At 70.7% G+C, this 24,620-nt stretch carries 24 protein-coding genes; 12 read left to right on the forward strand and 12 right to left on the reverse strand.

The genetic code is table 11. The annotated features are described in order from the left end of the window. Positions 1-45 precede the first annotated feature (45 nt). The 3 genes from ACZ7M3_RS18480 to ctaC are packed head-to-tail and all read right to left on the reverse strand — an operon-like array spanning position 46 to position 3,133. Entirely contained in the window at positions 46-444 is a 399-nt protein-coding gene (locus ACZ7M3_RS18480; RefSeq protein ID WP_095855107.1) for a cytochrome c oxidase subunit 4, read from the reverse strand. Further along, positions 441-2,177 carry an aa3-type cytochrome oxidase subunit I gene (ctaD, locus tag ACZ7M3_RS18485; RefSeq protein ID WP_351536184.1) on the reverse strand — a complete coding sequence of 579 codons (1,737 nt, stop codon included), beginning with the start codon at positions 2,175-2,177 and terminating at the stop codon, positions 441-443. The genes ACZ7M3_RS18480 and ctaD overlap by 4 nt, the downstream gene beginning before the upstream one ends. Beyond that, on the reverse strand, positions 2,174-3,133 hold the full coding sequence (ctaC, locus tag ACZ7M3_RS18490; RefSeq protein WP_355308462.1) for an aa3-type cytochrome oxidase subunit II: 960 nt from the start codon (positions 3,131-3,133) through the stop codon (positions 2,174-2,176). Before ctaC ends, ctaD begins: the two co-directional genes overlap by 4 nt. Positions 3,134-3,490: 357 nt before the next feature. Here ctaC and ACZ7M3_RS18495 point away from each other — a divergent pair, with 357 nt between their 5' ends. Then, the gene (locus ACZ7M3_RS18495) at positions 3,491-4,882 is read left to right on the forward strand and encodes an aminotransferase class V-fold PLP-dependent enzyme (protein ID WP_472064463.1); all 1,392 of its coding nucleotides are present in this window, start codon (positions 3,491-3,493) and stop codon (positions 4,880-4,882) included. Positions 4,883-4,936: 54 nt separating this feature from the next. Here ACZ7M3_RS18495 and ACZ7M3_RS18500 read toward each other — a convergent pair whose 3' ends face one another. Next, positions 4,937-5,911 carry a carbohydrate kinase family protein gene (locus ACZ7M3_RS18500; protein ID WP_095855104.1) on the reverse strand — a complete coding sequence of 325 codons (975 nt, stop codon included), beginning with the start codon at positions 5,909-5,911 and terminating at the stop codon, positions 4,937-4,939. A 134-nt stretch (positions 5,912-6,045) separates the two neighbouring features. On the opposite strand from ACZ7M3_RS18500, the gene ACZ7M3_RS18505 reads away from it, so the two are divergent. Beyond that, complete coding sequence (locus ACZ7M3_RS18505; protein WP_472064465.1) at positions 6,046-6,261, forward strand: hypothetical protein; 216 nt, start codon at positions 6,046-6,048, stop codon at positions 6,259-6,261. A 100-nt stretch (positions 6,262-6,361) separates the two neighbouring features. Then, positions 6,362-7,915: a hypothetical protein gene (locus ACZ7M3_RS18510; protein WP_472064466.1), complete on the forward strand. Its 1,554-nt coding sequence runs from the start codon at positions 6,362-6,364 to the stop codon at positions 7,913-7,915. Positions 7,916-8,026: 111 nt separating this feature from the next. On the opposite strand, the gene ACZ7M3_RS18515 is transcribed toward ACZ7M3_RS18510, so the two are convergent. Next, positions 8,027-8,383: a HesB/IscA family protein gene (locus tag ACZ7M3_RS18515; RefSeq protein WP_067363548.1), complete on the reverse strand. Its 357-nt coding sequence runs from the start codon at positions 8,381-8,383 to the stop codon at positions 8,027-8,029. A 317-nt stretch (positions 8,384-8,700) separates the two neighbouring features. On the opposite strand from ACZ7M3_RS18515, the gene nadA reads away from it, so the two are divergent. Continuing rightward, positions 8,701-9,885: a quinolinate synthase NadA gene (gene nadA, locus ACZ7M3_RS18520; protein WP_067364751.1), complete on the forward strand. Its 1,185-nt coding sequence runs from the start codon at positions 8,701-8,703 to the stop codon at positions 9,883-9,885. 58 nt (positions 9,886-9,943) lie between these two features. Here the strand turns inward: nadA and ACZ7M3_RS18525 are convergent, their stop codons facing one another. The 4 genes from ACZ7M3_RS18525 to ACZ7M3_RS18540 all read right to left on the reverse strand — a co-directional run bounded on the left by ACZ7M3_RS18525 (position 9,944) and on the right by ACZ7M3_RS18540 (position 13,277). After that, positions 9,944-10,627 (reverse strand): response regulator transcription factor, encoded by a 684-nt coding sequence (locus ACZ7M3_RS18525; RefSeq protein ID WP_351313136.1) that lies wholly within the window; start codon positions 10,625-10,627, stop codon positions 9,944-9,946. Further along, entirely contained in the window at positions 10,624-11,847 is a 1,224-nt protein-coding gene (locus tag ACZ7M3_RS18530) for a sensor histidine kinase (protein WP_472064468.1), read from the reverse strand. The genes ACZ7M3_RS18525 and ACZ7M3_RS18530 overlap by 4 nt, the downstream gene beginning before the upstream one ends. Before the next feature lie 329 nt (positions 11,848-12,176). Further along, positions 12,177-12,455 carry a PspA-associated protein PspAA gene (gene pspAA / locus ACZ7M3_RS18535; RefSeq protein ID WP_472064470.1) on the reverse strand — a complete coding sequence of 93 codons (279 nt, stop codon included), beginning with the start codon at positions 12,453-12,455 and terminating at the stop codon, positions 12,177-12,179. Between the two features lie 30 nt (positions 12,456-12,485). Then, positions 12,486-13,277: a PspA/IM30 family protein gene (locus ACZ7M3_RS18540; RefSeq protein ID WP_067363540.1), complete on the reverse strand. Its 792-nt coding sequence runs from the start codon at positions 13,275-13,277 to the stop codon at positions 12,486-12,488. 246 nt (positions 13,278-13,523) lie between these two features. Here ACZ7M3_RS18540 and ACZ7M3_RS18545 point away from each other — a divergent pair, with 246 nt between their 5' ends. From ACZ7M3_RS18545 to ACZ7M3_RS18555, 3 genes are all read left to right on the forward strand, one after another. Beyond that, complete coding sequence (locus tag ACZ7M3_RS18545) at positions 13,524-14,150, forward strand: DUF3043 domain-containing protein (protein WP_472064472.1); 627 nt, start codon at positions 13,524-13,526, stop codon at positions 14,148-14,150. 83 nt (positions 14,151-14,233) lie between these two features. Further along, positions 14,234-14,935: a class I SAM-dependent methyltransferase gene (locus tag ACZ7M3_RS18550; protein ID WP_351536254.1), complete on the forward strand. Its 702-nt coding sequence runs from the start codon at positions 14,234-14,236 to the stop codon at positions 14,933-14,935. A 71-nt stretch (positions 14,936-15,006) separates the two neighbouring features. Beyond that, positions 15,007-16,086: a S1C family serine protease gene (locus tag ACZ7M3_RS18555; protein WP_472064474.1), complete on the forward strand. Its 1,080-nt coding sequence runs from the start codon at positions 15,007-15,009 to the stop codon at positions 16,084-16,086. A 116-nt stretch (positions 16,087-16,202) separates the two neighbouring features. Here the strand turns inward: ACZ7M3_RS18555 and ACZ7M3_RS18560 are convergent, their stop codons facing one another. Beyond that, positions 16,203-16,415, reverse strand: coding sequence for a hypothetical protein (locus ACZ7M3_RS18560; protein ID WP_099500908.1), 213 nt, complete (start codon positions 16,413-16,415; stop codon positions 16,203-16,205). A gap of 200 nt (positions 16,416-16,615) precedes the next feature. Between ACZ7M3_RS18560 and ACZ7M3_RS18565 the strand changes: the two genes are divergently transcribed. After that, positions 16,616-17,815 (forward strand): bifunctional adenosylcobinamide kinase/adenosylcobinamide-phosphate guanylyltransferase, encoded by a 1,200-nt coding sequence (locus ACZ7M3_RS18565; protein ID WP_472064476.1) that lies wholly within the window; start codon positions 16,616-16,618, stop codon positions 17,813-17,815. Between the two features lie 27 nt (positions 17,816-17,842). Here ACZ7M3_RS18565 and ACZ7M3_RS18570 read toward each other — a convergent pair whose 3' ends face one another. Then, positions 17,843-18,907 (reverse strand): class I SAM-dependent methyltransferase, encoded by a 1,065-nt coding sequence (locus ACZ7M3_RS18570; RefSeq protein ID WP_095855096.1) that lies wholly within the window; start codon positions 18,905-18,907, stop codon positions 17,843-17,845. A gap of 151 nt (positions 18,908-19,058) precedes the next feature. On the opposite strand from ACZ7M3_RS18570, the gene cobT reads away from it, so the two are divergent. The 3 genes from cobT (at position 19,059) to ACZ7M3_RS18585 (ending at position 22,987) form a co-directional block, all read left to right on the forward strand. Next, a complete protein-coding gene (gene cobT / locus ACZ7M3_RS18575) occupies positions 19,059-20,150 on the forward strand; it encodes a nicotinate-nucleotide--dimethylbenzimidazole phosphoribosyltransferase (RefSeq protein WP_472064478.1) in 1,092 nt (363 codons plus the stop codon). A 250-nt stretch (positions 20,151-20,400) separates the two neighbouring features. Next, a complete protein-coding gene (locus tag ACZ7M3_RS18580; protein ID WP_452971861.1) occupies positions 20,401-22,197 on the forward strand; it encodes a phosphatidylglycerol lysyltransferase domain-containing protein in 1,797 nt (598 codons plus the stop codon). A 70-nt stretch (positions 22,198-22,267) separates the two neighbouring features. Further along, positions 22,268-22,987: a hypothetical protein gene (locus ACZ7M3_RS18585; RefSeq protein WP_472064480.1), complete on the forward strand. Its 720-nt coding sequence runs from the start codon at positions 22,268-22,270 to the stop codon at positions 22,985-22,987. Here the strand turns inward: ACZ7M3_RS18585 and ACZ7M3_RS18590 are convergent. Further along, positions 22,930-23,691, reverse strand: coding sequence for a hypothetical protein (locus ACZ7M3_RS18590; protein ID WP_472064482.1), 762 nt, complete (start codon positions 23,689-23,691; stop codon positions 22,930-22,932). The genes ACZ7M3_RS18585 and ACZ7M3_RS18590 overlap by 58 nt on opposite strands. Positions 23,692-23,776: 85 nt before the next feature. On the opposite strand from ACZ7M3_RS18590, the gene ACZ7M3_RS18595 reads away from it, so the two are divergent. Next, complete coding sequence (locus tag ACZ7M3_RS18595; RefSeq protein WP_351313116.1) at positions 23,777-24,559, forward strand: adenosylcobinamide-GDP ribazoletransferase; 783 nt, start codon at positions 23,777-23,779, stop codon at positions 24,557-24,559. Positions 24,560-24,620: the final 61 nt, after the last annotated feature.

The raw sequence follows: 24,620 nt of genomic DNA on the forward strand, positions 1-24,620 counted from the left end.
CGGGCTTCCGGGGTGTCCAGCGATCGCTACGGGACCGCGCGCGTGCTACTGGGTGCGGTTCTCACCGTGGTAGTACTCGAAGACCCAGCCCCACAGGCCGATCAGGATGAGCGGGAACCCGAAGTACAGCAGCCACCAGCCGAAGACGACGGCCATGAAGGCGAGCGCGCCGCCGATACCGAGCGCGAGCGGCTGCCAGCTGTGCGGGCTGAAGAAGCCCACCTCGCCGGCCTCGTCCGCGACATCGGCCTCGTCGTTGTCCTGCGCCAGCTGGTCGACCCGCCGGGCCGTGAAGGCCAGGTAGTAGCCGATCATCACGCTCAGGCCGAACGCCAGGAAGAGCGCCGTGGTGCCGGCCGGCTCCTTCGACCACACGCCATAGACGATGGCGATGACGAGGATGAAGGCAGCCAGCCAGAGGAACATCTTGCCTTGGACCTTCACTTGCCGGCCTCCTTGCCACCAGCGAGGGCCTTCTCACCGTGACCGGCGTTCTCGAGCTGGTCGAGAGCGGCGATCTCCGGGTGGTGCAGGTCGAAGGCCGGGGATTCGGAACGGATCCGCGGCAACGTGAGGAAGTTGTGGCGCGGCGGCGGGCAGGACGTGGCCCACTCCAGCGAGCGGCCGTAGCCCCACGGGTCGTCGACCTCGACCTTCTTGCCGTACTTGGCGGTCTTCCACACGTTGTAGAAGAACGGCAGGATCGACAGGCCGAGCAGGAACGAGCTGATCGTCGAGATCGTGTTCAGCGCGGTGAAGCCGTCGGCGGCGAGGTAGTCCGCGTAGCGACGCGGCATGCCCTCGACACCCAGCCAGTGCTGCACCAGGAACGTGCCGTGGAAGCCCACGAACAGCGTCCAGAAGGTGATCTTTCCGAGGCGCTCGTCGAGCATCTTGCCGGTGAACTTCGGCCACCAGAAGTGGAACCCGGAGAACATCGCGAACACGACCGTACCGAAGATCACGTAGTGGAAGTGCGCCACCACGAAGTACGAGTCCGAGACGTGGAAGTCCATCGGCGGCGAGGCCAGGATGACACCGGTCAGACCACCGAAGGTGAAGGTGATCAGGAAGCCGACCGCCCAGAGCATCGGGGTCTCGAAACTCAGGGACCCCTTCCACATCGTTCCGATCCAGTTGAAGAACTTCACGCCTGTCGGTACGGCGATGAGGAACGTCATGAAGGAGAAGAACGGGAGCAGTACGCCACCGGTGACGTACATGTGGTGCGCCCACACGGTCACGGACAGACCGGCGATGGAGATCGTCGCGGCGATCAGGCCCATGTAGCCGAACATCGGCTTGCGGGAGAACACCGGGATGACTTCGGAGATGATGCCGAAGAATGGTAGAGCGATGATGTACACCTCTGGATGGCCGAAGAACCAGAAGAGGTGTTGCCATAGCAAGGCTCCGCCATTGGCGGCGTCAAACACATGCGCACCGAATTTTCGGTCCGCCTCCAGCGCGAACAGCGCCGCCGCGAGCACGGGGAAGGCCAGCAGCACCAGCACCGCGGTGAGCAGCACGTTCCACACGAAGATCGGCATGCGGAACATCGTCATGCCGGGAGCGCGCATGCAGATGATGGTCGTGATGAAGTTGACCGCACCGAGGATCGTGCCGAAGCCGGAGAAGGCCAGACCCATGATCCACATGTCGGCGCCGACACCCGGCGAGCGGACCGCGTCCGACAGCGGGCTGTAGGCGAACCAGCCGAAGTCGGCCGCGCCCTGCGGGGTGAGGAAGCCACCGACCGCGATGAGCGAGCCGAACAGGTAGAGCCAGTAGGCGAACATGTTCAGCCGCGGGAACGCCACGTCGGGCGCGCCGATCTGCAGCGGCATGATCCAGTTCGTGAAACCGGCGAACAGCGGCGTCGCGAACATCAGCAGCATGATCGTGCCGTGCATCGTGAACGCCTGGTTGAACTGCTCGTTCGACATGATCTGCGTGCCGGGGCGCGCCAGTTCGGCGCGCATCAGCAGCGCCATGACGCCACCGATGCAGAAGAACGCGAACGACGTGACGAGGTAGAGCGTGCCGATCGTCTTGTGGTCAGTGGTGGTGAGCCACTTGATCACGACGTTGCCCGGCTGCTTGCGGCGCACCGGCAGCTCGTTCGCGTACGAGTCTTCGGCTGCCCCGGCACCCTGAGGTTCGTTGAGGATGCTCACAGGTTGTTCGTCTCCCGGTTCTTCTCGTGGCCCGTCTGCTCAATGCCGGCCGGGACGTAACCGGTCTGTCCCTCTGCCGCGAGCTGCTTGAGGTGGGCCTCGTAGCGCTCGGGGGAGACGACCTTCACGTTGAAGAGCATCCGGGAGTGGTCGACGCCGCACAGCTCGGCGCACTTGCCCAGGAAGGTGCCCTCCTTGTTGGGGGTCACCTGGAAGGAGTTGGTGTGGCCCGGGATGACGTCCATCTTCATCAGGAACGGCACCACCCAGAAGGAGTGGATGACGTCACGCGAAGTGAGGACGAAGCGGACCGTCTTGCCCTTGGGCAGCCAGAGGGTCGGACCGGGGTTGCCCGTCTGCGGGTTCCGCTCACCCGGCGTACCGACCTCGTAGACGCCGCCGGCGTTCGCCGGGAAGTCCTTCTTGAACCGGTCCGGAATGGCGGCCAGGTTCGGGTCGATCTTGGCGTTGCCGGTGACACCGGGAACGTCCTCGATGTAGTTGAAGCCCCAGCTCCACTGATAGCCGACCACGTTGACCGTGACGTCGGGCTTCGGCTTGAGGCTGAGGAGCTTCGTCTCGTCGCGGGCGGTGAAGTAGAACAGCACCGAGACGATGATGAGCGGGACCACCGTGTACAGCGCCTCGATGGGCATGTTGTACCGGGTCTGCGGAGGAACTTCGACCTTGGTGCGACTGCGCCGGTGGAAGAACACACTCCACAGGATCAGGCCCCACACCAGCACGCCAACGGCGAGCGCGGCCGCCCAGGACCCCTGCCACAGGGAGAGGATCCGCGGACCCTCTTCTGTGGTCGGGGTGGGCATACCAAGGCGGGGGAAGTCCTTGTATGTGCAACCGGTGGCGGTCGCCAGGACCAGGCCCGCAGTCAGTGCCTGCAGCAGCTTCCGCCGCATCGGGCGCCGCGGCGAGCGGTCGGAGCCGTTGGGACTCACGTAGCGCCTTCCCGAGAGTCTCGCCCGCGCGGTTGGCTGCGGCCTTCTCGCTGGTCGGTCGCCGCCCTGCGTCGGGCAGGGGTTTGGATGTTTATGCGGACCAAACCCTACTGGACGCTATTTGGGGTCGCGCGGGGAGGGTGCCCAACGCGCCGCTGGGTCAGCCGAAGGGGGTGGGTTGCCCTGCTCCGGGCTACTTCTGACGGAGGTTTGGGGCGCCCAGGAGCTCGGGACGGGGGGACATCACGGCGGGCTGCGGGCTCATTGTGGCTTGTCGCGCCCCGCGGCGGAGCCGCAGATGTCACAGCCTCGCGCCCCCTTGGGGCGCTGGTGTGAGCGGGGCTTTAGCGTTGGGGTGTGGCCTACTTCGATGCTGCTTCCGCTGCTCCACTTCATCCCGTCGCCCGGCAGGCCCTGCAGGCCTCGCTCGACGAGGGGTGGGCCGATCCCGCGCGGCTCTACCGGGAGGGACGGCGGGCCCGACTGTTGCTCGACGCGGCCCGCGAGGCGGCGGCCGAGGCGGTGGGGTGCCGTCCCGACGAACTGACCTTCACCTCGTCCGGCACCCGGGCGGTGCACTCCGGGATCGAGGGTGCGTTGGCGGGCCGCCGGCGCGTCGGAAGCCACCTGATCGTGTCAGCCGTCGAACACTCGTCGGTACTCCATTCGGCAGAGGTCCACGAGGCGGCGGGCGGCTCGGTGACGACGGTGCCCGTCGACCGCGCGGGCACCGTCTCCCCTTCTTCCTACGCCGCCGCCCTGCGCCCCGACACCGCGCTCGCGTGCCTGCAGTCCGCCAACCACGAGGTGGGCACGGAGCAGCCGGTGCGGGAGGTCGCGGAGGCATGCCGGGCGGCGGGGGTGCCGCTGTTGGTGGACGCGGCGCAGTCACTGCCCTGGCGCCGGGTGGAGGGCGACTGGTCCCTGCTGACGGCAAGTGCCCACAAATGGGGCGGCCCTTCGGGGGTCGGACTGCTCGTCGTGCGCAAGGGGGTGCGGTTCGCTCCCCAAGGGCCCCTGGACGAGCGGGAGTCGGGGCGGGCGGCGGGCTTCGAGAACATCCCGGCCGTCGTGGCCGCGGCGGCGTCGCTGCGCGCGGTACGGGCGGAGGCGGTCGCGGAGGCCACGCGCCTGCGGGAACTGACGGAGCGGATCCGCGTACGGGTGCCCGAACTGGTCCCGGACGTCGAGGTGGTCGGGGACGCGGTTCACCGTCTCCCGGGGATCGTCACCTTCTCCTGCCTGTACGTCGACGGGGAGACGCTCCTGCACGAACTGGACCGGGCGGGTTTCTCCGTCTCCTCCGGCTCCTCCTGTACGAGCAGCACGCTGACCCCGAGCCATGTCCTGAAGGCGATGGGCGTCCTGAGCGAGGGCAACGTCCGGGTCTCGCTGCCACCGGGTACGCCGTCCGAGGACGTCGACCGGTTCCTGTCGGTGCTGCCGGACGCGGTCGCGGACGTACGCGAGAAACTCGGCGCCCCGACGGCGTCGGCGCCGCCCTCCCCGTCCCCCGCCGACTCCGACACGCTCGTGGTGGACTCCCTCGGCAAGCTCTGCCCCATCCCGGTCATCGAACTGGCCAAGGTCATCGGGGACGTGCCGGTGGGCGGCACGGTTCGCGTCCTCTCGGACGACGAGGCCGCCCGGCTGGACATCCCGGCGTGGTGCGAGATGCGGGGGCAGGAGTACGTCGGGGAGGAACCGGCGGACCACGGCTTCGCCTATGTGGTCCGCCGGGTGTCCTAGACGGTCGTCCGGAGGAGTGCCCTGATCAGTTCAGGTGGGCCCTGACCTCGGCGATCAGGCCAGGTGGGCCCTGACCTCGATGGCCGCGTCGTCGCCGTACGCCTTGGTGAAGCGGTCCATGAAGTGGGCGCGGCGGAGCTGGTACTCCTGGGTGCCGACCGTCTCGATGACCAGCGTCGCGAGCATGCAGCCGACCTGGGCGGCGCGCTCCAGGGAGACTCCCCAGGCGAGGCCGGAGAGGAAACCGGCGCGGAACGCGTCGCCGACGCCCGTCGGGTCCGCCTTGCGCTCCTCGTCCGGGCAGCCGACCTCGATCGGGTCCTCACCGGCCCGCTCGATGCGCACGCCCCGCGCGCCGAGGGTCGTCACACGGTGACCGACCTTCGACAGGATCTCCTCGTCGCTCCAGCCGGTCTTGGACTCGATGAGCCCCTTCTCGTACTCGTTGGAGAAGAGGTAGGTCGCCCCGTCCAGCAGTATCCGGATCTCGTCGCCGTTCATACGGGCGATCTGCTGCGAGAAGTCGGCGGCGAAGGCGATCGTGCGGGAACGGCACTCCTCCGTGTGGCGGAGCATCGCCTCCGGGTCGTCGGCGCCGATCAGGACGAGGTCGAGGCCGCCGACCCGGTCCGCGACCGCCTTGAGCTCGATCAGCCGGGCCTCGCTCATCGCGCCCGTGTAGAAGGAGCCGATCTGGTTGTGGTCGGAGTCCGTGGTGCACACGAAGCGCGCGGTGTGCAGCACCTCGGAGATCCGGACCGAGTCGGTGTCGACGCCGTGGCGGTCGAGCCACGCCCGGTACTCGTCGAAGTCGGAGCCCGCGGCCCCGACCAGGATCGGCCGGGTGCCCAGCTGTCCCATGCCGAAGGCGATGTTCGCGCCGACGCCACCCCGGCGTACGTCGAGGTTGTCGACCAGGAAGGACAGGGAGACCGTGTGCAGCTGGTCCGCGACGAACTGGTCGGCGAAACGGCCGGGGAAGGTCATGAGGTGGTCAGTGGCGATGGAGCCGGTGACTGCGATACGCACGGCGAGGACACGCTCCTGCGACGGAGGGGGATTGACAGTTCACGCTACCCGGTCGACACGTGCACACTGAAGCGGTCAAAACTACCCGATAGTAGGTCTTTCTTCGTAACACTCGGCGTGCATACGGTTCCGTCATGACGAACCGCAAGGTCCACGGCTCCGCTCCGCACGACCTCGAAGGCGATCTGGCGTCGCTGCGCGGCGACGGCGCCGTGGCCCGGGACTGGGCGGCACCGGACCCGATCATCTCCCGTGCCGACCTTCCCGTGTCTCCGTCGCGCATCCACGGGGTGACCGTGCCGTCCGCGTCCGCCCGTCTGCTGGACGCGATGTCCGACTACGGCGACTGACAGGGCCCGAAAGGTCCTCGAAAAGGGCGGCTCCGAAACGGCGCCCGCAGGGAACCGTGCGCTCCCCCGCTGCGTCCCATCGCTGTCCCCCGTAAAGGGGATGCGGTGTACGACCAGAAGGAGCGATGCGGTGAGCACCGAGCGACCCGAGACCGAAGCGCCCGAGCCCCCCGAGGACGGCGGCGAGCCGGCGAAGTCGCGCCGCCGCCATTCCCCGGCGGCCGTCGCCTCCGTCGCGGCCGCGGTGCTGCTCGTCGGCGGCGGCGGGGCCTATTTCGCCGCGACCGCGTCCGGCGGCGGGAGCGACCGCGACCGCTCCGCGAGCCCCGGCGCCGACGGCACTCCCCCGCCACTGGCCCTCGACGGCTACACCGAGGGCGGTACCGGTGGCACGGGCGGTTCGGGCGATATCGCGCCCGGTGAGCCCAACCCCTACGGCGCGACCTACCACGCGGACGGCACGCTGCCCGCCGGCCCGGACTCCGCGCCCGTCTACGCGGCGAAGGGCGAGGTCACAGCGGCCGAGGTGGACCGTCTCGCGAAGGCCCTGGACATCGCCGGCACCCCGAAGCTCAGCGGCGAGACCTGGAAGGTCGGCCAGGACAAGGACGGCTCGGGACCCAGCCTCCAGGTGAACCAGCGGGCCCCCGGGACCTGGACGTTCAACCGGTACGCGCCCGGCACCGACAACTGCAAGGGCGCCGTGTGCACGAGCGACCCCGGCTCCCCGAGCAGCCACGCGGTGACCGAGGCCGCCGCGAAGAAGGCCGCCGTGCCCGTGCTGAAGGCGCTGGGCCAGGACGACGCCAAGCTGGACGCGAGCGAGCTCATGGGCGCCGTCCGGGTGGTGAACGCGGACCCGAAGGTCGGAGGCCTGCCCACGTACGGCTGGACGACCGGCGTCCAGGTCGGCCCGGACGGCCAGGTGGTGGGCGGCAACGGACAGTTGAAGACGCCGGTCAAGGGAGACACGTATCCCGTGATCAGCGCGAGCAAGGCCCTGGATCTGATGAACGGCCCGGCCTCTCTCGCGACGCCGGGCGACGGGCGCATGGGACCCGGCGGCTGCGCCAGCGCCGTACCGCTGAAGGACCGTGACGAGACGCCGTGCCGCGCGTCGACGGCGGCGCCGAAACGGGAGTCGGTGGCCGTCGAGAAGGCCGTCTTCGGGCTGGCCTCGCACTTCGTGTCCGGGCACCAGACGCTGGTGCCGTCCTGGCTGTTCGAGGTACGGCCGACGGGCACGGACTCCGCCTTCACGGTGACGCATCCGGCGGTCGACCCGAAGTACCTGGCCTCGCCGAAGCCGACCGCCACCCCCAGCCCGCGGCCGACCGCGGCGCCGACGTCCCGTGACGTCAAGGTGCAGGGCTACACGGCCGACGGCAAGGACCTGACCGTGAGCTTCACGGGCGGGGTGTGCGCGGACTACTCCGTCTCCGCGAGCGAGAGCACGGACAAGGTGACCGTCAAGGTGACCGAGGCACCGTGGCAGGGCAAGATCTGCATCCTCATCGCCAAGGTGTACGAGAAGACGGTGCACCTCGACCAGCCGCTCGGCGACCGGAAGGTCGTCGGGTCGGACGGCACACCGATCCCGGAGGGCAAGGTGGCCGGCGCCGCGGTGAAGTCGCCTCAGCCTCAGGCACGGTAGCCACGGGAGCGGGCTGGGTGGCTCCGCGTAGGGCCCCGGATGCGCGAAGGCGGCGTCCCTGTCGGAGGGGGACGCCGCCTTCGTACGCGTTGTTCAGCAGTCGGCCGGGGCTCAGCTGAAGGAGTCGCCGCAGGCGCAGGAGCCCGTCGCGTTCGGGTTGTCGATCGTGAAGCCCTGCTTCTCGATGGTGTCCACGAAGTCGATGGACGCGCCGCCCAGGTACGGAGCGCTCATGCGGTCGGTCACGACCTTGACGCCACCGAAGTCCTTGACGACATCGCCGTCGAGGGAGCGCTCGTCGAAGAAGAGCTGGTAGCGCAGACCGGAGCAGCCGCCGGGCTGAACGGCGACGCGCAGCGCCAGATCGTCGCGGCCTTCCTGGTCGAGCAGGGCCTTGACCTTGCCCGCGGCGGAGTCGGACAGCATGATGCCGTCGCTCACGGTGGTCTTCTCGTCCGATACGGACATCTGCTTCTCTCCCGGGTTGTACGGAGACTGCTTGCCGACGATTGCAACCGCCGGGGCCGCGGATTCATTCCGGGCCGAGAGTCTGCCTTTCCGTGGGCTTTCCGTTCTCGCCTCCCATGCTCGCACACGCGCCGGAGAGCGGACAGCGGCCTGTGGACAACCTCCGGGATTCACGTCACATCGACACTATGGCCGTCGTCAACATGACGTGAAGCGGTTATGATAGATAGCGTCATTTCGACGAAAAGGCTAGTCCGAATGTCCCGCTGGATCGCCCCGTGATCCAAGCGAGCCGCAGAACAGAAAGGGTGCGTGTCGTGACCACCGCCCAGACCCAGGAGCTCGACGTACAGCCGACGCCCCTCGCCCTGCTGCTGCTCGGCCGTGAGGCCGACCCGAGGAGCGAGCGCGGCGTGGAGTGTCCCGGAGACCTGCCCTCGCCGTCCGACCCGGACCTCGTGGAGCGGGCCCGTGCGGCCAAGGAGAAACTCGGGGACAAGGTCTTCGTGCTCGGCCACCACTACCAGCGCGACGAGGTCATCCAGTTCGCCGACGTCACGGGCGACTCCTTCAAGCTGGCCCGCGACGCCGCAGCGCGCCCGGAGGCCGAGTACATCGTCTTCTGCGGTGTGCACTTCATGGCGGAATCCGCGGACATCCTGACGTCCGACGACCAGAAGGTGGTCCTCCCCGACCTCGCCGCCGGCTGCTCCATGGCCGACATGGCGACGGCCGAGCAGGTCGCCGAGTGCTGGGACGTGCTGACCGAGGCCGGGATAGCCGAGCAGGTCGTGCCCGTCTCGTACATGAACTCGTCCGCCGACATCAAGGCGTTCACCGGCAAGCACGGCGGCACGATCTGCACCTCCTCCAACGCCCAGCGAGCCCTGGAGTGGGCGTTCGAGCAGGGTGAGAAGGTCCTCTTCCTCCCCGACCAGCACCTCGGCCGCAACACCGCCGTCCGCGACATGGGGATGAGCCTGGAGGACTGCGTCCTCTACAACCCCCACAAGCCCAACGGCGGCCTCACCGCGGAGCAGTTGCGCGACGCCAAGATGATCCTGTGGCGCGGCCACTGCTCGGTCCACGGCCGCTTCTCGCTGGACTCGGTGAACGACGTCCGCGAGCGCATCCCCGGCGTGAACGTCCTCGTCCACCCCGAGTGCAAGCACGAGGTCGTGTCGGCGGCGGACTACGTCGGCTCCACGGAGTACATCATCAAGGCCCTGGAGGCCGCCCCGGCCGGCTCCAAGTGGGCGATCGGCACGGAGCTGAACCTGGTCCGCCGCCTGGCGAACCGTTTCGCGGCCGAGGACAAGGAGATCGTCTTCCTCGACAAGACGGTCTGCTTCTGCTCCACCATGAACCGCATCGACCTCCCCCACCTGGTGTGGACCCTGGAGTCCCTCGCCGAGGGCAACCTGGTCAACCGCATCGAGGTGGACAAGGAGACGGAGGCGTTCGCGAAGCTGGCGCTGGAGCGGATGCTGGCACTGCCGTAGGCAACGATGCCGGCGCTGCCGCAACGCGGAGACCGTTCCGCCCTCGGGCGTACCAGGATCACTCCGCCCTCGGGCGTACCAGGCCCGACTCGTAGGCGATGACGACGAGTTGGGCCCGGTCGCGGGCGCCGAGCTTGGCCATGGCCCGGTTGACGTGCGTCTTCACGGTGAGCGGACTGACCTCCAGCCGCTCGGCGATCTCGTCGTTGGAGTGGCCTCCCGCGACCTGGACGAGCACCTCGCGCTCGCGCCCGGTGAGCGCCTCGAGCCGCTCGGCCCGGGCAGAGCCCGGGCCCTCGTCCGAACCGTCTCCCTGGGCGAGGAACTTGGCGATCAGCCCCTTGGTGGCCGCCGGGGACAGCAGTGCCTCGCCGCCCGCCGCGATCCGGATGGCGTTCAGCAGCTCCTCCGGCTCCGCGCCCTTGCCGAGGAAACCGGAGGCGCCGGCCCGCAGCGACTGCACCACGTACTCGTCGACCTCGAAGGTCGTCAGCATGACCACCCGTACGTGCGCGAGTCCCGGGTCGGCGCTGATCAGCCGGGTGGCGGCGAGGCCGTCGGTGCCCGGCATCCGGATGTCCATCAACACCACGTCGGCGCGGACCTCCCGGGTGAGCCGCAGCGCCTCCGCGCCGTCGGACGCCTCCCCGACCACCTCCATGTCGGGCTCGGAGTCGACGAGGACACGGAACGCGCTGCGCAGCAGCGCCTGGTCGTCGGCGAGCAGGACACGGATGGTCATGCGGAGTCCCCCAGGGCGGGCGCGGTGCGGTTCTTGACCGGAAGGATCGCATGGACCCGGAAGCCGCCTCCGTAGCGGGGACCGGTCGTGCAGGTGCCGCCGAGCGCGGTGACCCGCTCGCGCATCCCGAGCAGCCCGTGCCCGCCGCCCTCCTCCGGGCCGTCGTCCTGCCCGGGTCCGTTGTCGAGGACGGTCACTTCCACGTTCGGTCCCACGCGGACGACGCTGATCTCGGCCTTCGCCTCAGGGCCCGCGTGTTTCTGCACATTGGTGAGGGCCTCCTGGATGACGCGGTACGCGGCCAGGTCGACGGCGGCGGGGAGGGTGGTGCCGTGGTCGGCGCGGGCTACCTCGACGGGCAGTCCGGCGTTGCGGAAGGTGTCGGCGAGTTCGTCGAGGCGGGCGAGGCCCGGGGCGGGTTCCGTGGGGGCCTCGGGGTCGCCGGACTGGCGCAGCAGGCCGACGGTGGCGCGCAGTTCGTTGAGGGCCGAGCGGCTGGCCTCGCGGACGTGCGCGAGGGCTTCCTTGGCCTGGTCGGGGCGCTTGTCCATCACATGGGCCGCGACTCCGGCCTGCACGTTGACGAGGGCGATGTGGTGGGCGACGACGTCGTGCAGGTCGCGGGCGATGCGCAGCCGCTCCTCGGCGACGCGGCGACGGGCCTCCTCGTCGCGGGTGCGCTCGGCGCGGTCGGCGCGTTCGCGGATGGCGTGCACGAAGGCGCGGCGGCTGCGTACGGCGTCGCCCGCGGCGGCGGCCATGCCCGTCCAGGCGAAGATCGCGAGGTTCTCCTGCGCGTACCAGGGCAGGGGGCCGACCAGCATCGCGCAGGCCGTCAGCACCGTCATCGTGAGCAGGCCGACGCGCCAGGTGGTGGGGCGGTCCGTGGCCGAGGCGACGGTGTAGAGGGCGACGACGGCGGACATCACCACCGGGGCTCTGGGGTCGCTGGCGACCAGTTCCACGGCGGAGAAGGCGCCGGTCGTGGCGAGGATCGTTCTGGGGGCGCGGCGGCGGAACACCAGGGCGGCGGCGCTGAGCACCATGAGGGTGAGGCTGAGGACGTTGGGGGTGTGTACGCCCCAGGTCGCTCCGTTCTCCCCGTGGGGGTCGACGAAGGAGCCGGCCATCATCGTCACGAGTACGCCGACCGCCAGAGTGGCGTCCAGTGCCATCGGATGCGCGCGGAGTCTGCACTTCGTGCGCTCTAGGGTGCTCACTCGTTTTACGGTACGGGGCCCTTGCAGGCGGCGGAACGGTCACCACCGCACCCCAACGTTTCTCGCCCCCGCCGCCCCTACCCGTCCCCTCCCTGGGGGCTACCGCCCGCAGACCCCCGCATCGGCCTGAACGGCCTCGTCCTCAAACGCCGGACGGGCTGAAGGCGCGGGGCGGGGTGGAGGCTTTTAGGGGCGCGGGGAACTGCGCGATCAGCCCCCACCGGCCCGCGGCCGAATCACTTCCTACGGGTCGGGGCGGGGAACTGCGTGGGCGAGTTGGGCGGCCCGGAGCTGAGGAGCTCCCCCCGCTCAACCCCCGGAGGGAACCGTCAGCCGGGGATCAGGCCCTCGTCGGTCAGCATGGCGCGGACCTCTTCGAGGGTCGCGTCGGGGGACGGCAGGATGAGGTCGGAGGGTTCGAGGGCGTCGTCGGGAAGCGGAGCGCCGAGGCGGCGGACCTGGTCCAGAAGAGTGGTCAGGGTGCGGCGGAAGCCGGCCTCGTCACCGCTCTCCATCTCGGCGAGCAGCGCGTCGTCCAGCTTGTTCAGTTCGGTGAGGTGGCTGTCGTCCAACCTCACCTGCCCCTCCCCCATGATCCGTACGATCATGTCGCCCTCCTCAGGCGCCCTAGGTGTGGGTCACTGCTTGTCGAAGCGCGGGGTGTCCCGCGGCTGGGACTGCGACGTGGACTGTCCCGTGCCGCCCTCGATCGCCTGCTGCGGCGAACCACCGGCGAGCTCGGCCTTCATGCGCTGCAGTTCCAGCTCTACATCCGTACCACCGGAGAGCCGGTCCAGCTCGCTCTGGATGTCGTCCTTGGCCAGACCGGACTGGTCGTCGAGCGCACCGGAGGCGAGCAGCTCGTCGATCGCGCCGGCGCGGGCCTGCAGCTGCGCGGTCTTGTCCTCGGCGCGCTGGATCGCCATGCCGACGTCGCCCATCTCCTCGGAGATGCCGGAGAAGGCCTCTCCGATGCGAGTCTGCGCCTGCGCCGCCGTGTAGGTCGCCTTGATGGTCTCCTTCTTGGTGCGGAAGGCGTCCACCTTGGCCTGCAGCCGCTGCGCCGCGAGGGTGAGCTTCTCCTCCTCGCCCTGGAGGGTCTGGTGCTGCGTCTCCAGGTCCGTCACCTGCTGCTGGAGCGCCGCACGGCGGGAGAGCGCCTCGCGGGCCAGGTCCTCGCGGCCGAGCGCGAGCGCCTTGCGGCCCTGGTCCTCCAGCTTGGTGGACTGGTTCTGGAGCTGGTTCAGCTGAAGTTCGAGGCGCTTGCGGCTGGTCGCCACGTCCGCGACGCCGCGGCGCACCTTCTGCAGCAGCTCCAGCTGCTTCTGGTACGAGTAATCGAGGGTTTCGCGCGGGTCCTCGGCCCGGTCAAGGGCCTTGTTCGCCTTCGCGCGGAAGATCATCCCCATACGCTTCATGACACCGCTCATGGGCTTCGCGCGCCCCCTTCTGACGGACTCCAGCTCCAGGTACTGCAACAGAACCCACAGTACGGGCCCTGCATCCATTACCGCACTGTTCGGGGACGGATGCGCTCATCCCCAAGGACGACTGCGTACGGCACCGCTCCGGCGTAGGGAGTAGGTGGGACTCGGGGTCCACCCGTACACAGCGTCCCCTCTGTCCCACTACAGACGTACGGTGTTGCCGGATCGTTCCCCACTCGAATGACGTCCATGCCGCCGCACCCCGTACCCTTGGGTTTTGTGTTCCGTAGCCGTGCCAAGGAAGAGAAGGCCCTCGCCGACAAGGCGCAGGTGACCGACTCCAAGCAGACCCGTGACCCGCAGGCCCCCAAGGGCCGCCCCACGCCCAAGCGCAGTGAGGCCCAGACCCAGCGTCGCAGCGTCGCCCAGACGCCGACGACGCGCAAGGAGGCGGCCAAGCGGCAGCGCGACGATCGTCGTGTCCAGATGGAGAAGCAGCGCCAGGCCCTGGCCAACGGCGACGAGCGCTATCTGCCCGCCCGTGACAAGGGGCCGGTGCGGAAGTTCGCACGCGACTTCGTGGACTCGCGCTTCTGCGTCGCGGAGTTCTTCCTGCCGATGGCCGTGGTCATCCTCGTGCTGAGCATGGTGCGGGTGGGCTCGCTGCAGAACATCGCGCTGCTGCTGTGGCTCGTGGTGATCGTGATGATCGTGGTCGACTCGATCGGCATCGCGATCCGCCTGAAGAAGCAGCTGGCCGCCCGCTTCCCCGACGTGCCCAAGAAGGGCGCGGTCGCCTACGCGCTGATGCGTACTCTCCAGATGCGTCGCCTCCGGCTGCCGAAGCCGCAGGTCAAGCGCGGAGAGCGGCCCTGAGCGCGACATCGTTCTCCGGGGGCGCGGCGGATGCCTGGCTGAGCAAGCTGGGCGGGTTGCGTGATGTCGTACGACAGGAGCTGGTGGCCCGGCAGCTCGACGAGCAGATAGCCGGCCGGTTCCCGGTCGGGCAGCGGTTGCGGGTGCTCGACGTCGGTATGGGCCAGGGCACGCAGGCGCTGCGGCTGGCCCGGGCCGGGCATCAGGTGACCGGCCTCGAGCAGGACGCGAAGATGCTCGCCGTGGCCCGGGAGGCGCTGGCCGCCGAACCCGAGGGCATCCGGAGCCGGGTGCGGCTCATCGAGGGCGACGGCCGCGAGACGGGCGTGCACTTCCTGCCCGGCAGCTTCGACGTGGTGCTGTGCCACGGCGTACTCATGTACGTCGAGGAGCCGGACCCGCTCCTCGCGGGACTGGCGCGGATGCTGGCCCCGGGCGGGCTGCTCTCGCTGCTGGTGCGCAACGCCGACGCGCTGGCCATGCGGCCGGGCCTGTCCGGTGACTGGGCGGCGACCCTGGCCGCGTTCGACACGGACGCCTACGTCAATCGGCTCGGCCTCGCCGTCCGCGCGGACCGGCTCGCCACACTGACGTCGACGCTCGCGGGGATCGGGGCGGCGTTGCACGCCTGGTACGGCGTGCGGGTCTTCACGGACACGGCGCCCGACGGGACCCCCGTCCCCGAGGACGTGGAGACTCTCCTGGCCGCGGAGGAGCGGGCCGGACGGACGGACCCCTATCGCCAGGTGGCGGCCCTGCTGCATCTCTGCGGCGTACGCGGCTGACCACCGCCCGATCCCCCTGTTCGGCCCTGCACCGCGAGCCGGAGCGGAGCCGCGAAAGGGACACTCGGGACATGGCTGCCCCCTGTGTCCACGTGCCGCGCCCTGTGCTCCCCATAACCGCCCTCGTCTGCGCCGCCGCCCTGCTCGGCGGCTGCTCCGGCTCCGGGTCACCGGCCGAGAAGGGCGCCACGAAGGACGGGACGACGCAGGCCGTCGTCCCGCTCGCGGCCGACGACCTGCAGAACGCGTACCTGAAGGTGATCAAGAACGTCCTGCCCTCGGTGGTGCAGATCCAGGCGAGCGACGAACTGGGCTCGGGGGTGGTGTACGACGACCGGGGACACATCGTCACCAACGCGCACGTGGTCGGGAACGAGGAGACGTTCAGGGTGACGACGGCCAACAGCCAGAACGTGCTGACGGCCAAGCTCGTGTACACCTACCCGGGCCAGGACCTCGCCGTCATCAAGCTGGACAAGGTGCCGAGCGGGCTGAAGGCGGCCACCATGGGGAACTCGGACAAGGTCGAGGTCGGCCAGATCGTGCTGGCGATGGGCTCGCCCCTCGGATTGTCGTCCAGCGTGACCCAGGGCATCGTGTCGGCGACCGGGCGCACCGTCAGCGAGGGCAGCGCCGACGGCGGGACGGGGGCGACCATCGCCAACATGGTGCAGACGTCGGCCGCGATCAACCCGGGCAACAGCGGCGGCGCGCTCGTCGGCCTGAACGGGCAGGTCATCGGCATTCCCACGCTGGCCGCGACGGATCCGAGCCTCGGGGGCGGCACGGCGCCCGGTATCGGATTCGCGATCCCCGCCTCGATGGTGCGGACGATCGCCGACCAGATCATCAGGACCGGCAAGGTCACCGACTCGGGACGGGCCGCGCTCGGCATCACCGGCCGTACCGTGCTCGACGAGACCTACGCGCCCGCCGGTGTCGCCGTGGTCGAGGTGAAGCCCGGCGGCGCGGCCGACACGGCGGGCATCCGGCCCGGCGACATCATCACCCGGATCGGCACGAACGACATCACCACCCTCACCTCGCTCGCCGAGGCGCTCGCGGCCGACAAGCCGGGCCAGCGGACGCGGGTGACGTTCGTCCGGGGCGGGGCCGAGCGGACGGTCGGCGTGCGGCTGGGTGAGCAGTAGGTACGGGTGAAGGTGAGCAGTAAGTACAGGTGAAGAGGTACGGGTGAAGGCGGCGGCGAGGGGCTGACGCACGGAGAAGGGGGTTGCCGGGAACGGTCCCGGCAACCCCGGCCGGCCTACTCCGGTTCGGCGTGCAGGCTCATCGGTCCGTAGATCTGCGTGCTGTCCTCGAAGAGGAACACCTGGTCCGCGCCGCCCTCCAGCAGGTCCTTCCAGACCTCGCCGATCCAGGACTCCGCGTCCCCCTGTGTGGTGAACTCCTCGGGCTGTACCGCGGGTTGGACCTCTGTCCCGTCGGACTTCTCGAACCGCCACGTCCATGCCGCCATGTACGCCTCCCAGGTATGAGCACACTGCACAGCGGAAGCCGCACAAGATCCGGCTCCCGTCCGAAGCCTAGGCGCTGAGCCGGGTGCGGAACAGAAGATCGCGAGTCGCGGCACGCGTCGCGGGTGGTGAACGGCCCCGCGCGCCTACGGGCGCTGTACCCGAACGCGCGCCACCCACGGTGACACGGGAAAATCAGGGCGTGGAACTGACTCTGCTCGGCACCGGCGCCCCCGAGGGCCTGCCCCGTCCCGACTGTCCCTGTGCGGCCTGCGCGAGCGCGCTCGGCGAGAACGCGCGGGCGGCCACCGCGCTGCTCGTGGACGGCACCCTGCTGCTCGACCTCACGCCCGGCGCCGCGTTCGCCGCGGCCCGCGCCGGGCACTCGCTGGGCGGCGTACGGCAGGTCCTGCTCTCGCATCCGCACGACGGGCCCGCCGTCGAGGTGCCGGCCGGGCTGCCGCAGCCCGTACGGGTTCCCGACGGCAGCGAACTGGCACTGCTGACCGGACACCGGGTGCGGGCGGTGCCGATGGACTCGCCCGGCACGGGGTACGCGGTGACCGGACCGGACGGACTGCGGCTGCTGTATCTGCCGCCGGGCGCGGCGGCCGCGGGACTCGACGAGAACGGCGACTCGTACGCCATGGTGGTCGCCGATGTGGTGGGGCGGCCGGACGCCCTGGCGAAGCTGCGCGCGGTCGGGGCCGTCGGGCCGACCACGGACGTGATCGCGGTCCACCTCGACCACGACGTGCCGCCGGGCCCCGAACTGCGGCGGCGGCTCGCGGCGGCGGGCGCGCGGGCGGTGCCGGACGGGACGACGCTGGACGTGGGCGTCTACGAGGACGTACCCGACGTACCGCGCCGCACCCTCGTGCTCGGCGGGGCGCGCTCGGGCAAGTCGGTGGAGGCGGAACGGCGTCTGGAGTCCTTCCCCGGGGTGCTGTACGTGGCGACGGGCGGGGCGCGCAACGGGGACAACGAGTGGGCGTCGCGCGTGCACGCCCACCGTGAGCGGCGGCCCGGCTCCTGGCGCACGGTGGAGACCTGCGACCTGGTGCCGCTCCTGGAGGGCTCCGGGCCTCCCCTCCTCATCGACTGCCTCTCCCTGTGGCTCACGGACGCGATGGACTCCGTGAACGCGTGGGACGACGCGGAGTGGGCCGGCGGCGGCGAACGCGCGCTGCGCGCCCGCGTCGAGGAACTCACCTCCGCCGTCCGCAACACGCGCCGCACCCTCGTCGCCGTCTCCAACGAGGTCGGCTCCGGCATCGTCCCCGCCACCGCCTCCGGGCGCCGCTACCGCGACGAACTCGGCCGCCTGAACGCGGGGTTCGCGGCGGAGTGCGAGCACGTGCTGCTGGTGGTGGCGGGACAGGCGCTGGCATTGCGGGGCTGACCGGGGCCGGCCTGGGCCGACCGGGGCTCAGGATTGTCTGCGGGCGATGATCCGGAAGGCGTTCGAGAAGCGGGTGCGGCGGAAGACCGGGGCCATCGCGTGGTCAAGGGCGGAGGCCGAGGCGAGCAGCGGGACGCTCGCCCGGGCCAGGACCGTGTGCAGGGCGCGCTGGAGCGGGGTCGGCGGGGTGGGGCGCCAGGGCGCGTCGAGGTCGGGCAGGACGCGGCCGAGGGCCAGCGCGAGGGCGCCGGCGAGGTCGTAGGGGATGTGCGGTTCGCGGCGGTCCGTCGCGACGATCTCGCAGCCGAGGGACTCCAGTTCGCCCAGCAGGTTGGACAGCGGCATCAGGTGCAGATGGCGCGGCTGGCCGTACGACACCCACCACCTGCCCAGCAGCGCGCCGAACGCGCAGTCGGGGTCCGGCACTTCGACGAGGAGGTGACCGCCGGGCCGCAGGACCGTCAGGGCGGCGCGCAGTTCCTCGCGCGGGTCGCGGGTGTGCTCCAGGTGGTGGAACATGCTCACCACGTCGTAGCGGGCGCTCAGCCGCCCGATGATCCGGGGGTCGGTGAGCCGCCCGCGGTGGGCCTCCTCGATGTGCCCGGCCGCCCGTGCCTTCTCGACCCGCCGGGTGGGGTCGAGGCCGTCGAAGGACGTGTACGGGTGAACCTCCCGGGCGACGGCCGGGAAGTGCCCGTGCCCGGTGCCGACATCGAGCCAGCTCTCCGGCTCGGCGTGGCGGAGCAGCGCGCGGGCGGCGGCCCGGTGGCGCCCTCTGCTGCCGCGGGCGCCGAGGAGCCGGTCGGTGAGACCGTCGAGCCCCTCGTGGAAGTCCCGGTGGTAGAAGGCCAGCCCCTCCGCGCTGAGCCGGGGGTTCTGGAAGGCGTGGGAGCAGTCCGCGCACTCGTCGACGACGAACGTGCCGGGCTTGCGCTGCACCTGGTCCGGCGTCCGCAGCCGGGTGCGCAGCCGCTTCGAGCCGCACCAGGGACAGTCCTCCCGGCGCGGTTCGTGGAACCGGTCGGTGCCTTGGGCGAGTTCGGCCGCGTAGGCGGCGCGGCGCTCGGCGCTCGGGGGTGGCGTGGGGGGCATGGACGCTCCTGGGGACGGCAGGGTGGGGGGACGGCGGGGCGCGCGAGCGAACCGTACGACAATCCGACACAAACGGTACGTAGCGGATCGTGATCCGGGGCGCAACGACGTGGCGCGGACGTGTTCGATCGCTGCCGGTACTGTTCGGCGAATGAGCTCGCTTAATCTCGACGACTTCACCGATCTGATCGAGCGCCCCGACGGAGGCGTGCGCCGGGACGCCGAGGCGCGCCGGGAGCGCCAGGTCGTGCCGCCCGGGGCGCTGGGCCGCCTCGACGAACTGGGTGAGTGGCTGGCGGCGGCGCAGTCCGCGGTGCCGGTGCGGCCGATCGAGCACCCGCGTGTGGTGCTGTTCGCGGGCGACCACGGGGTCGCCGGACTCGGTGTGTCGGCGCGGCCCGCGGGCACCGCCGACCAGTTGGTGCGGGCGGTCCTGGAGGGCGCGAGCCCCGCGGCGGTGCTGGCGCGCCGGCTCGGCGTGCCGGTTCGGGTCGTCGACATGGCGCTGGACTGCGATCCGCAGGAGCTGCCCGCGGAGGTCGCAGGGCATCGGGTGCGGCGCGGGTCGGGGCGGATCGACGTCGAGGACGCGCTGACTCTGGAGGAGGCCCAGACCGCGTTCCTGGCGGGGGTCGCGGTCGCGGACGAGGAGGCGGACTCCGGTACGGATCTGGTGGTGCTCGGCGATGTGAGCGTCGGCGGGACCACCGCGGCGGCCGTGCTGGTCGCGGCGCTGTGCGGGACCGACGCGTCCGTGGTCACCGGGCGGGGCGGGCGGCCCATCGACGACCTCGCGTGGATGCGCAAGTGCGCGGCCGTGCGGGACGCCCTGCGGCGGGCTCGGCCGGTGCTCGGGGATCAGCTGCAGCTGCTCGCGGTGGTGGGCGGCGCCGATCTCGCGGCGATGACGGGGTTCTTGTTGCAGAGCGCGGTGCGGAAGATGCCGGTGGTCCTCGACGGGGTCGTCTCGGCCGCGTGCGCCCTCGTGGGGCAGCGGGTCGCGTTCCGGGCGCCGGACTGGTGGCTGGCCGGCCAGAACAGCGGCGAGCCGGCCCAGGCGAAGGCCCTGGACCGCATGGCCCTCGAACCCCTCCTCGACCACGGCGTCACGGTCGGCGAGGGCGCGGGAGCCCTCCTCGCCCTCTCCCTCGTCCAGGCCGCCGCCGCCCTCTCCGCCGAACTCCCGGAAACTCCGGCCCCCGACCCCGAGCCCGAGCCCGAGGTCACCGACCAGAACGAGTGAACGGCCTGGCCCTCGAACGCCGGACGGCCTGAAGGATGCGGGCCGGGGGTGGGCGGGGCAACCTCCGGCCTCGCCCGCGAACGCCGTCCACCCCGAGGCCTTCAGGGGCGCGGGGAACTGCGCGCCCGGCCCCACCGGCCCGCGGCCAAAGAGCTACTGGCGAAACCCACCCCGCAACAATCCCCCGGCCCGCATCACCCGTACCGCCCCTCCCCCGCACGACGCACCCCGCCCCATATCATCGCCCTTTATGGGAGATGCCCGAATTGCCGCTGACCAGGAGCGGGTCCCGGCCCGTCAGGGTGAAGGGGACCACCTGTCCACCGGCGCGTCGCGCAGAGCCGCCGCCTTCGCGGTCTGGTACCTGCGGGCCGTCGCGTTCATCAACTTCCTGAGCGCCGCGTGGGTGTCGCTCGGGCAGGACGTACGGCGCCACAACACCGAGAACTTCTTCACCCCGTACCTGCTGACGGCAGGATTCGCGTCGGGTGTGTTCACCATGTTCCTGGCCATCACGATGCGTCGCCGCAAACGGGCCGCGTGGATCCTGAACTTCGTGCTCAGCGGGCTGTTCCTGATGCTGTTCGCCGTCGCGATGACGTTCCCGGAGATCCGCCAGTACGCCCAGAACTGGGTCTCCATCGTCCTGACCGCCGCCTTCGTCGTCTCGCTCGTGATCGGCCGCCGGGAGTTCTACGCGAAGGGCGACCGGTCGAACCCCAAGCTCGCCGCGGCCGTCGCCGTCGGCGGACTGCTCGTCGCCTCCCTGCTCGCCGCGCTGCTGGTGACGGTCACCAACAGCGCGCAGGACGCCTACCGTTCGACCTTCTGGGACCGCTGGCGCTACGGCGCCCTGCGCCTGGTCTCCGTCGCCGCCGACGACTCCCGCTTCCACGGCCTGGAGATCGCCAACTGGGTCAACGTCACCATCAACGTGCTCAGCACCCTGCTGGTCCTCGCCGTGTTCTACGCCGCCTTCCGCTCCCGCCGCGCCGTCGACCCGCTCACCGAGGACGACGAGAAACGGCTGCGCGCCCTGCTCGACCGGCACGGCGACCGCGACTCGCTGGGCTACTTCGCGCTGCGCCGGGAGAAGAGCGTGATCTGGTCGCCGACCGGCAAGGCCGCGGTCGCGTACCGCGTCGTCGGCGGGGTCTCGCTGGCCTCCGGCGACCCGATCGGCGACCCGGAGGCGTGGCCCGGCGCCATCGAGCCCTGGCTCGCCGAGGCCCGCGCGCACGGCTGGATCCCGGCGGTGATGGGAGCGAGCGAGGAGGCGGGGACCGTCTACTCACGGCACGGGCTCGACGCCCTCGAACTCGGTGACGAAGCGATCGTCGAGACCGCCGAGTTCACCCTCGAGGGACGCGCCATGCGCACGGTCCGGCAGGCCTACAACCGGGTCAAGCGGGCCGGGTACGAGGTACGCATCCGGCGGCACGAGGACATCCCGGCCGACGAGATGGCGTACCTCCTGAGGCGTGCCGACGACTGGCGGGACGGGGCCACCGAGCGCGGGTTCAGCATGGCGCTCGGACGGCTCGGCGACCCGGGCGACGGGCGGTGCGTGATGCTGGAATGCACCGACGGGGAGGGGGAGTTGCGGGCGCTGCTGTCCTTCGTGCCGTGGGGGCCGCGGGGACTCTCGCTCGATCTCATGCGGCGTGACCGGGACGCCGAGAACGGGCTGATGGAGTTCATGGTGATCGAACTCCTGCGCCGCGCCCAGGAGATCGGGATCACCCAGGTCTCGCTCAACTTCGCCATGTTCCGTTCCGTCTTCGAACGAGGTGGACGTCTCGGTGCCGGGCCGGTGCTGCGGCTGTGGCGTTCCCTGCTCAGCTTCTTCTCGCGCTGGTGGCAGATCGAGTCGCTGTACCGGGCCAACGCCAAGTACCGGCCGATCTGGGAACCCCGGTTCCTGCTCTTCGAGAAGAGCGCGGACCTGCTGCGCATCGGCCTCGCGGCCGCGCGCGCCGAGGGGTTTCTCGAAGCACCCGGACTGCCGAAGTGGCTGCACCGCAGGCACCTGGAGTCGCACCGATGAGGGTGGCCGGACAGACGGGGGGAGCCTGCCGGACGGGGACCGGGACAGCAGGACGGACGGGGACCGCTGCGTGAACACCCTCGCCCGCCTCGCCCGCGCCGAATGGGGACTGCTGTACCTCACCGTGCGCGAGGCACTCGCCGGACAGCGATGGCGGGCGATGCCGGTGACGCTCGGGGCCGTCTGTCTGACGGCCGTCCTCCAGTTCGTGCAGAACCAGCCCTGGGGCTTCCAGTTCGTGCAGGACATCGGCTCCGTGCGGGCCGAGGAGCCGCTCTGGCTCGCCCTGCTGCGCACCCCGCTCTCCCTGTTCGTGCCGGCCCTCGACCTGCCGGTGTGGGGCGCGCTGCTGCAACTTCTCATCGTGTTCGGGATCGCCGAGATCTGTCTGGGCTGGTGGCGGATGCTCGTCATCGCGTACGCCACCACGCTGGCCGGCACGCTCTACGCGCGCGTGGCGATCTCACTGAGCCCGGGCAACCCGCTGGGGCTGCCCGTGACGGACGCGCAGGTCGTGGACACCGGGCCCTCGGCGGCCGTGGTCGGCCTCGCCGTCTTCGTCGCCTGGCGCTATCGCGCCTACTGGACGGGGTGGGGGGTGGTCGCGGCGATGATGATCGAGGTGGCGTTCAAGGGGAACCTCGCGGGCAAGGAGCACATCGCCGCGCTCGCCGCGGTCTTCGTGCTGTACGGGATCTCGATCCTGCGGCACCGCCACCGCCACCGTCGCCGTCACCGGCGGCCGGGCAGGGGCCGGACGGGATCCGGTTTTCCGCCGATCCAGTCCTGAAGCTTGCGACGTTGGCCGAACCAGCGGCGGTCGTGGTGGTAGGCGCGCAGCATCGACCTGGCCCGGGCGCGCGGCCTGCGGCGGTAGAAGCGCTTGGCCCACGGGGAGACCGGGCGGGCCAGCCGGACGGCACCGATGAGGGCGACGAACGGGACGATCACGCCGAAGATCGCCATGCGGGCCTTGCCCTTGCTCAGGGCGAGCAGGGCGAAGAGGAAGTTCACGGCGACGCTCAGGATGACCCCGCCGCGGTCCTGAAGTTCCTCCTGGGTCATGTCGTTGACCCCGAAGGGCAGGAACCCGCCGAGCACCAGGCCGACGAGGGCCGCCGTGAGCAGGACGACCTCGACGCTCTTGCGGCCCTCCTCGCTCCAGTACACGTCGTCGAGGTGCAGGATCAGCGCGAACTCGTCGAGCACCAGCCCGGCGCCCACCCCGAACACCACCGCGAACAGGGCGGCGCCGAAGCCGTGCCGGTAACTGGCCACCGAGCCGAAGCCGCCGATCACCGTCAGGACGACACCGGGCACGACGTGGTGGATGTGCAGACCGCCCGCCTTGACGTTGCCGAACGGACCCTTGCCCGCGCGGATGAGGCGGACGACGACACGGGTGATCACAAAGGTCAGCACGAAGGAGGCGAGTGCCAGGAGAAGCGGCAGCTTTCCCGGTTCGATGATGTTCCTGTGCAACCAATGACCCATATTGCGCACTTTATCCGCGGCTCTCGTGCCCGGCCGCCGCACCCGTCCTCGATCGGCCCGCCACCTCCCCGGGTACCCTGCGCCGGTGTCCAGGACCCCTCTCCCCCACGGCCTCCGCTTCGCCTTCGGCACCCTGACCGTGCTCCCCGTCACGGTCACCCGCTGGGACCGTGAGGCGGCGCGCGGCGGAATGCTGTGCGCCCCCGTCGCCGGGCTGGTGGTCGGGGCGGGCGCGGCCCTGGTGGGCGTGGCACTGCTCGCGATGGGCGCGGGCCCGCTGCTGGCCGCCGTCGCCACCGCCGCCGTACCGGCCGCGCTCACCCGTGGTCTGCATCTCGACGGGCTCGCCGACACCGCGGACGGCCTCGGCAGCGGCAAGCCCGCCGAGGACGCGCTGCGCATCATGAAGCAGTCCGACATCGGCCCGTTCGGCGTGATCACCCTGCTCTTCGTGCTGCTGGCGCAGGTGGCCGCGCTCTTCCAGGCCTACGAGGCCTCGTGGGCGCGGGGTGTGCTCGCGGCCGTCGTCTCGGCGACCGCGGCCCGTCTCGCCCTCACCCTGGCCGCGCGCACCGGGGTGCCCCCGGCCCGCCCCGAGGGCCTGGGTGCCGCGGTCGCGGGCACGGTGCCCGTACGCGGCGCTCTGCTGGTGACCCTCGCCGTCACCGTCGCGGCGGCCGGCGCCGGCGCGCTCCTCGGCACGTACGACCTCGTACGCGCCCCCCTGGCCGTCCTCGCCGCCTGCGCGAGTGCCGAACTGCTCCTGCGCCACTGCACACGCCGCTTCGGCGGCATCACCGGCGATGTCTTCGGCGGCCTCGCGGAGACGGCGGCGACCACCGCCCTCGTGGTGCTTTCCCTCGGCTGAACTTCCAGCGAGCGTAGGAATGAGCGAAACCCCGCGGCGCGCGTAGGCTCGACCCGAATAT

Source organism: Streptomyces sp. NPDC111656 (genome assembly GCF_055656965.1).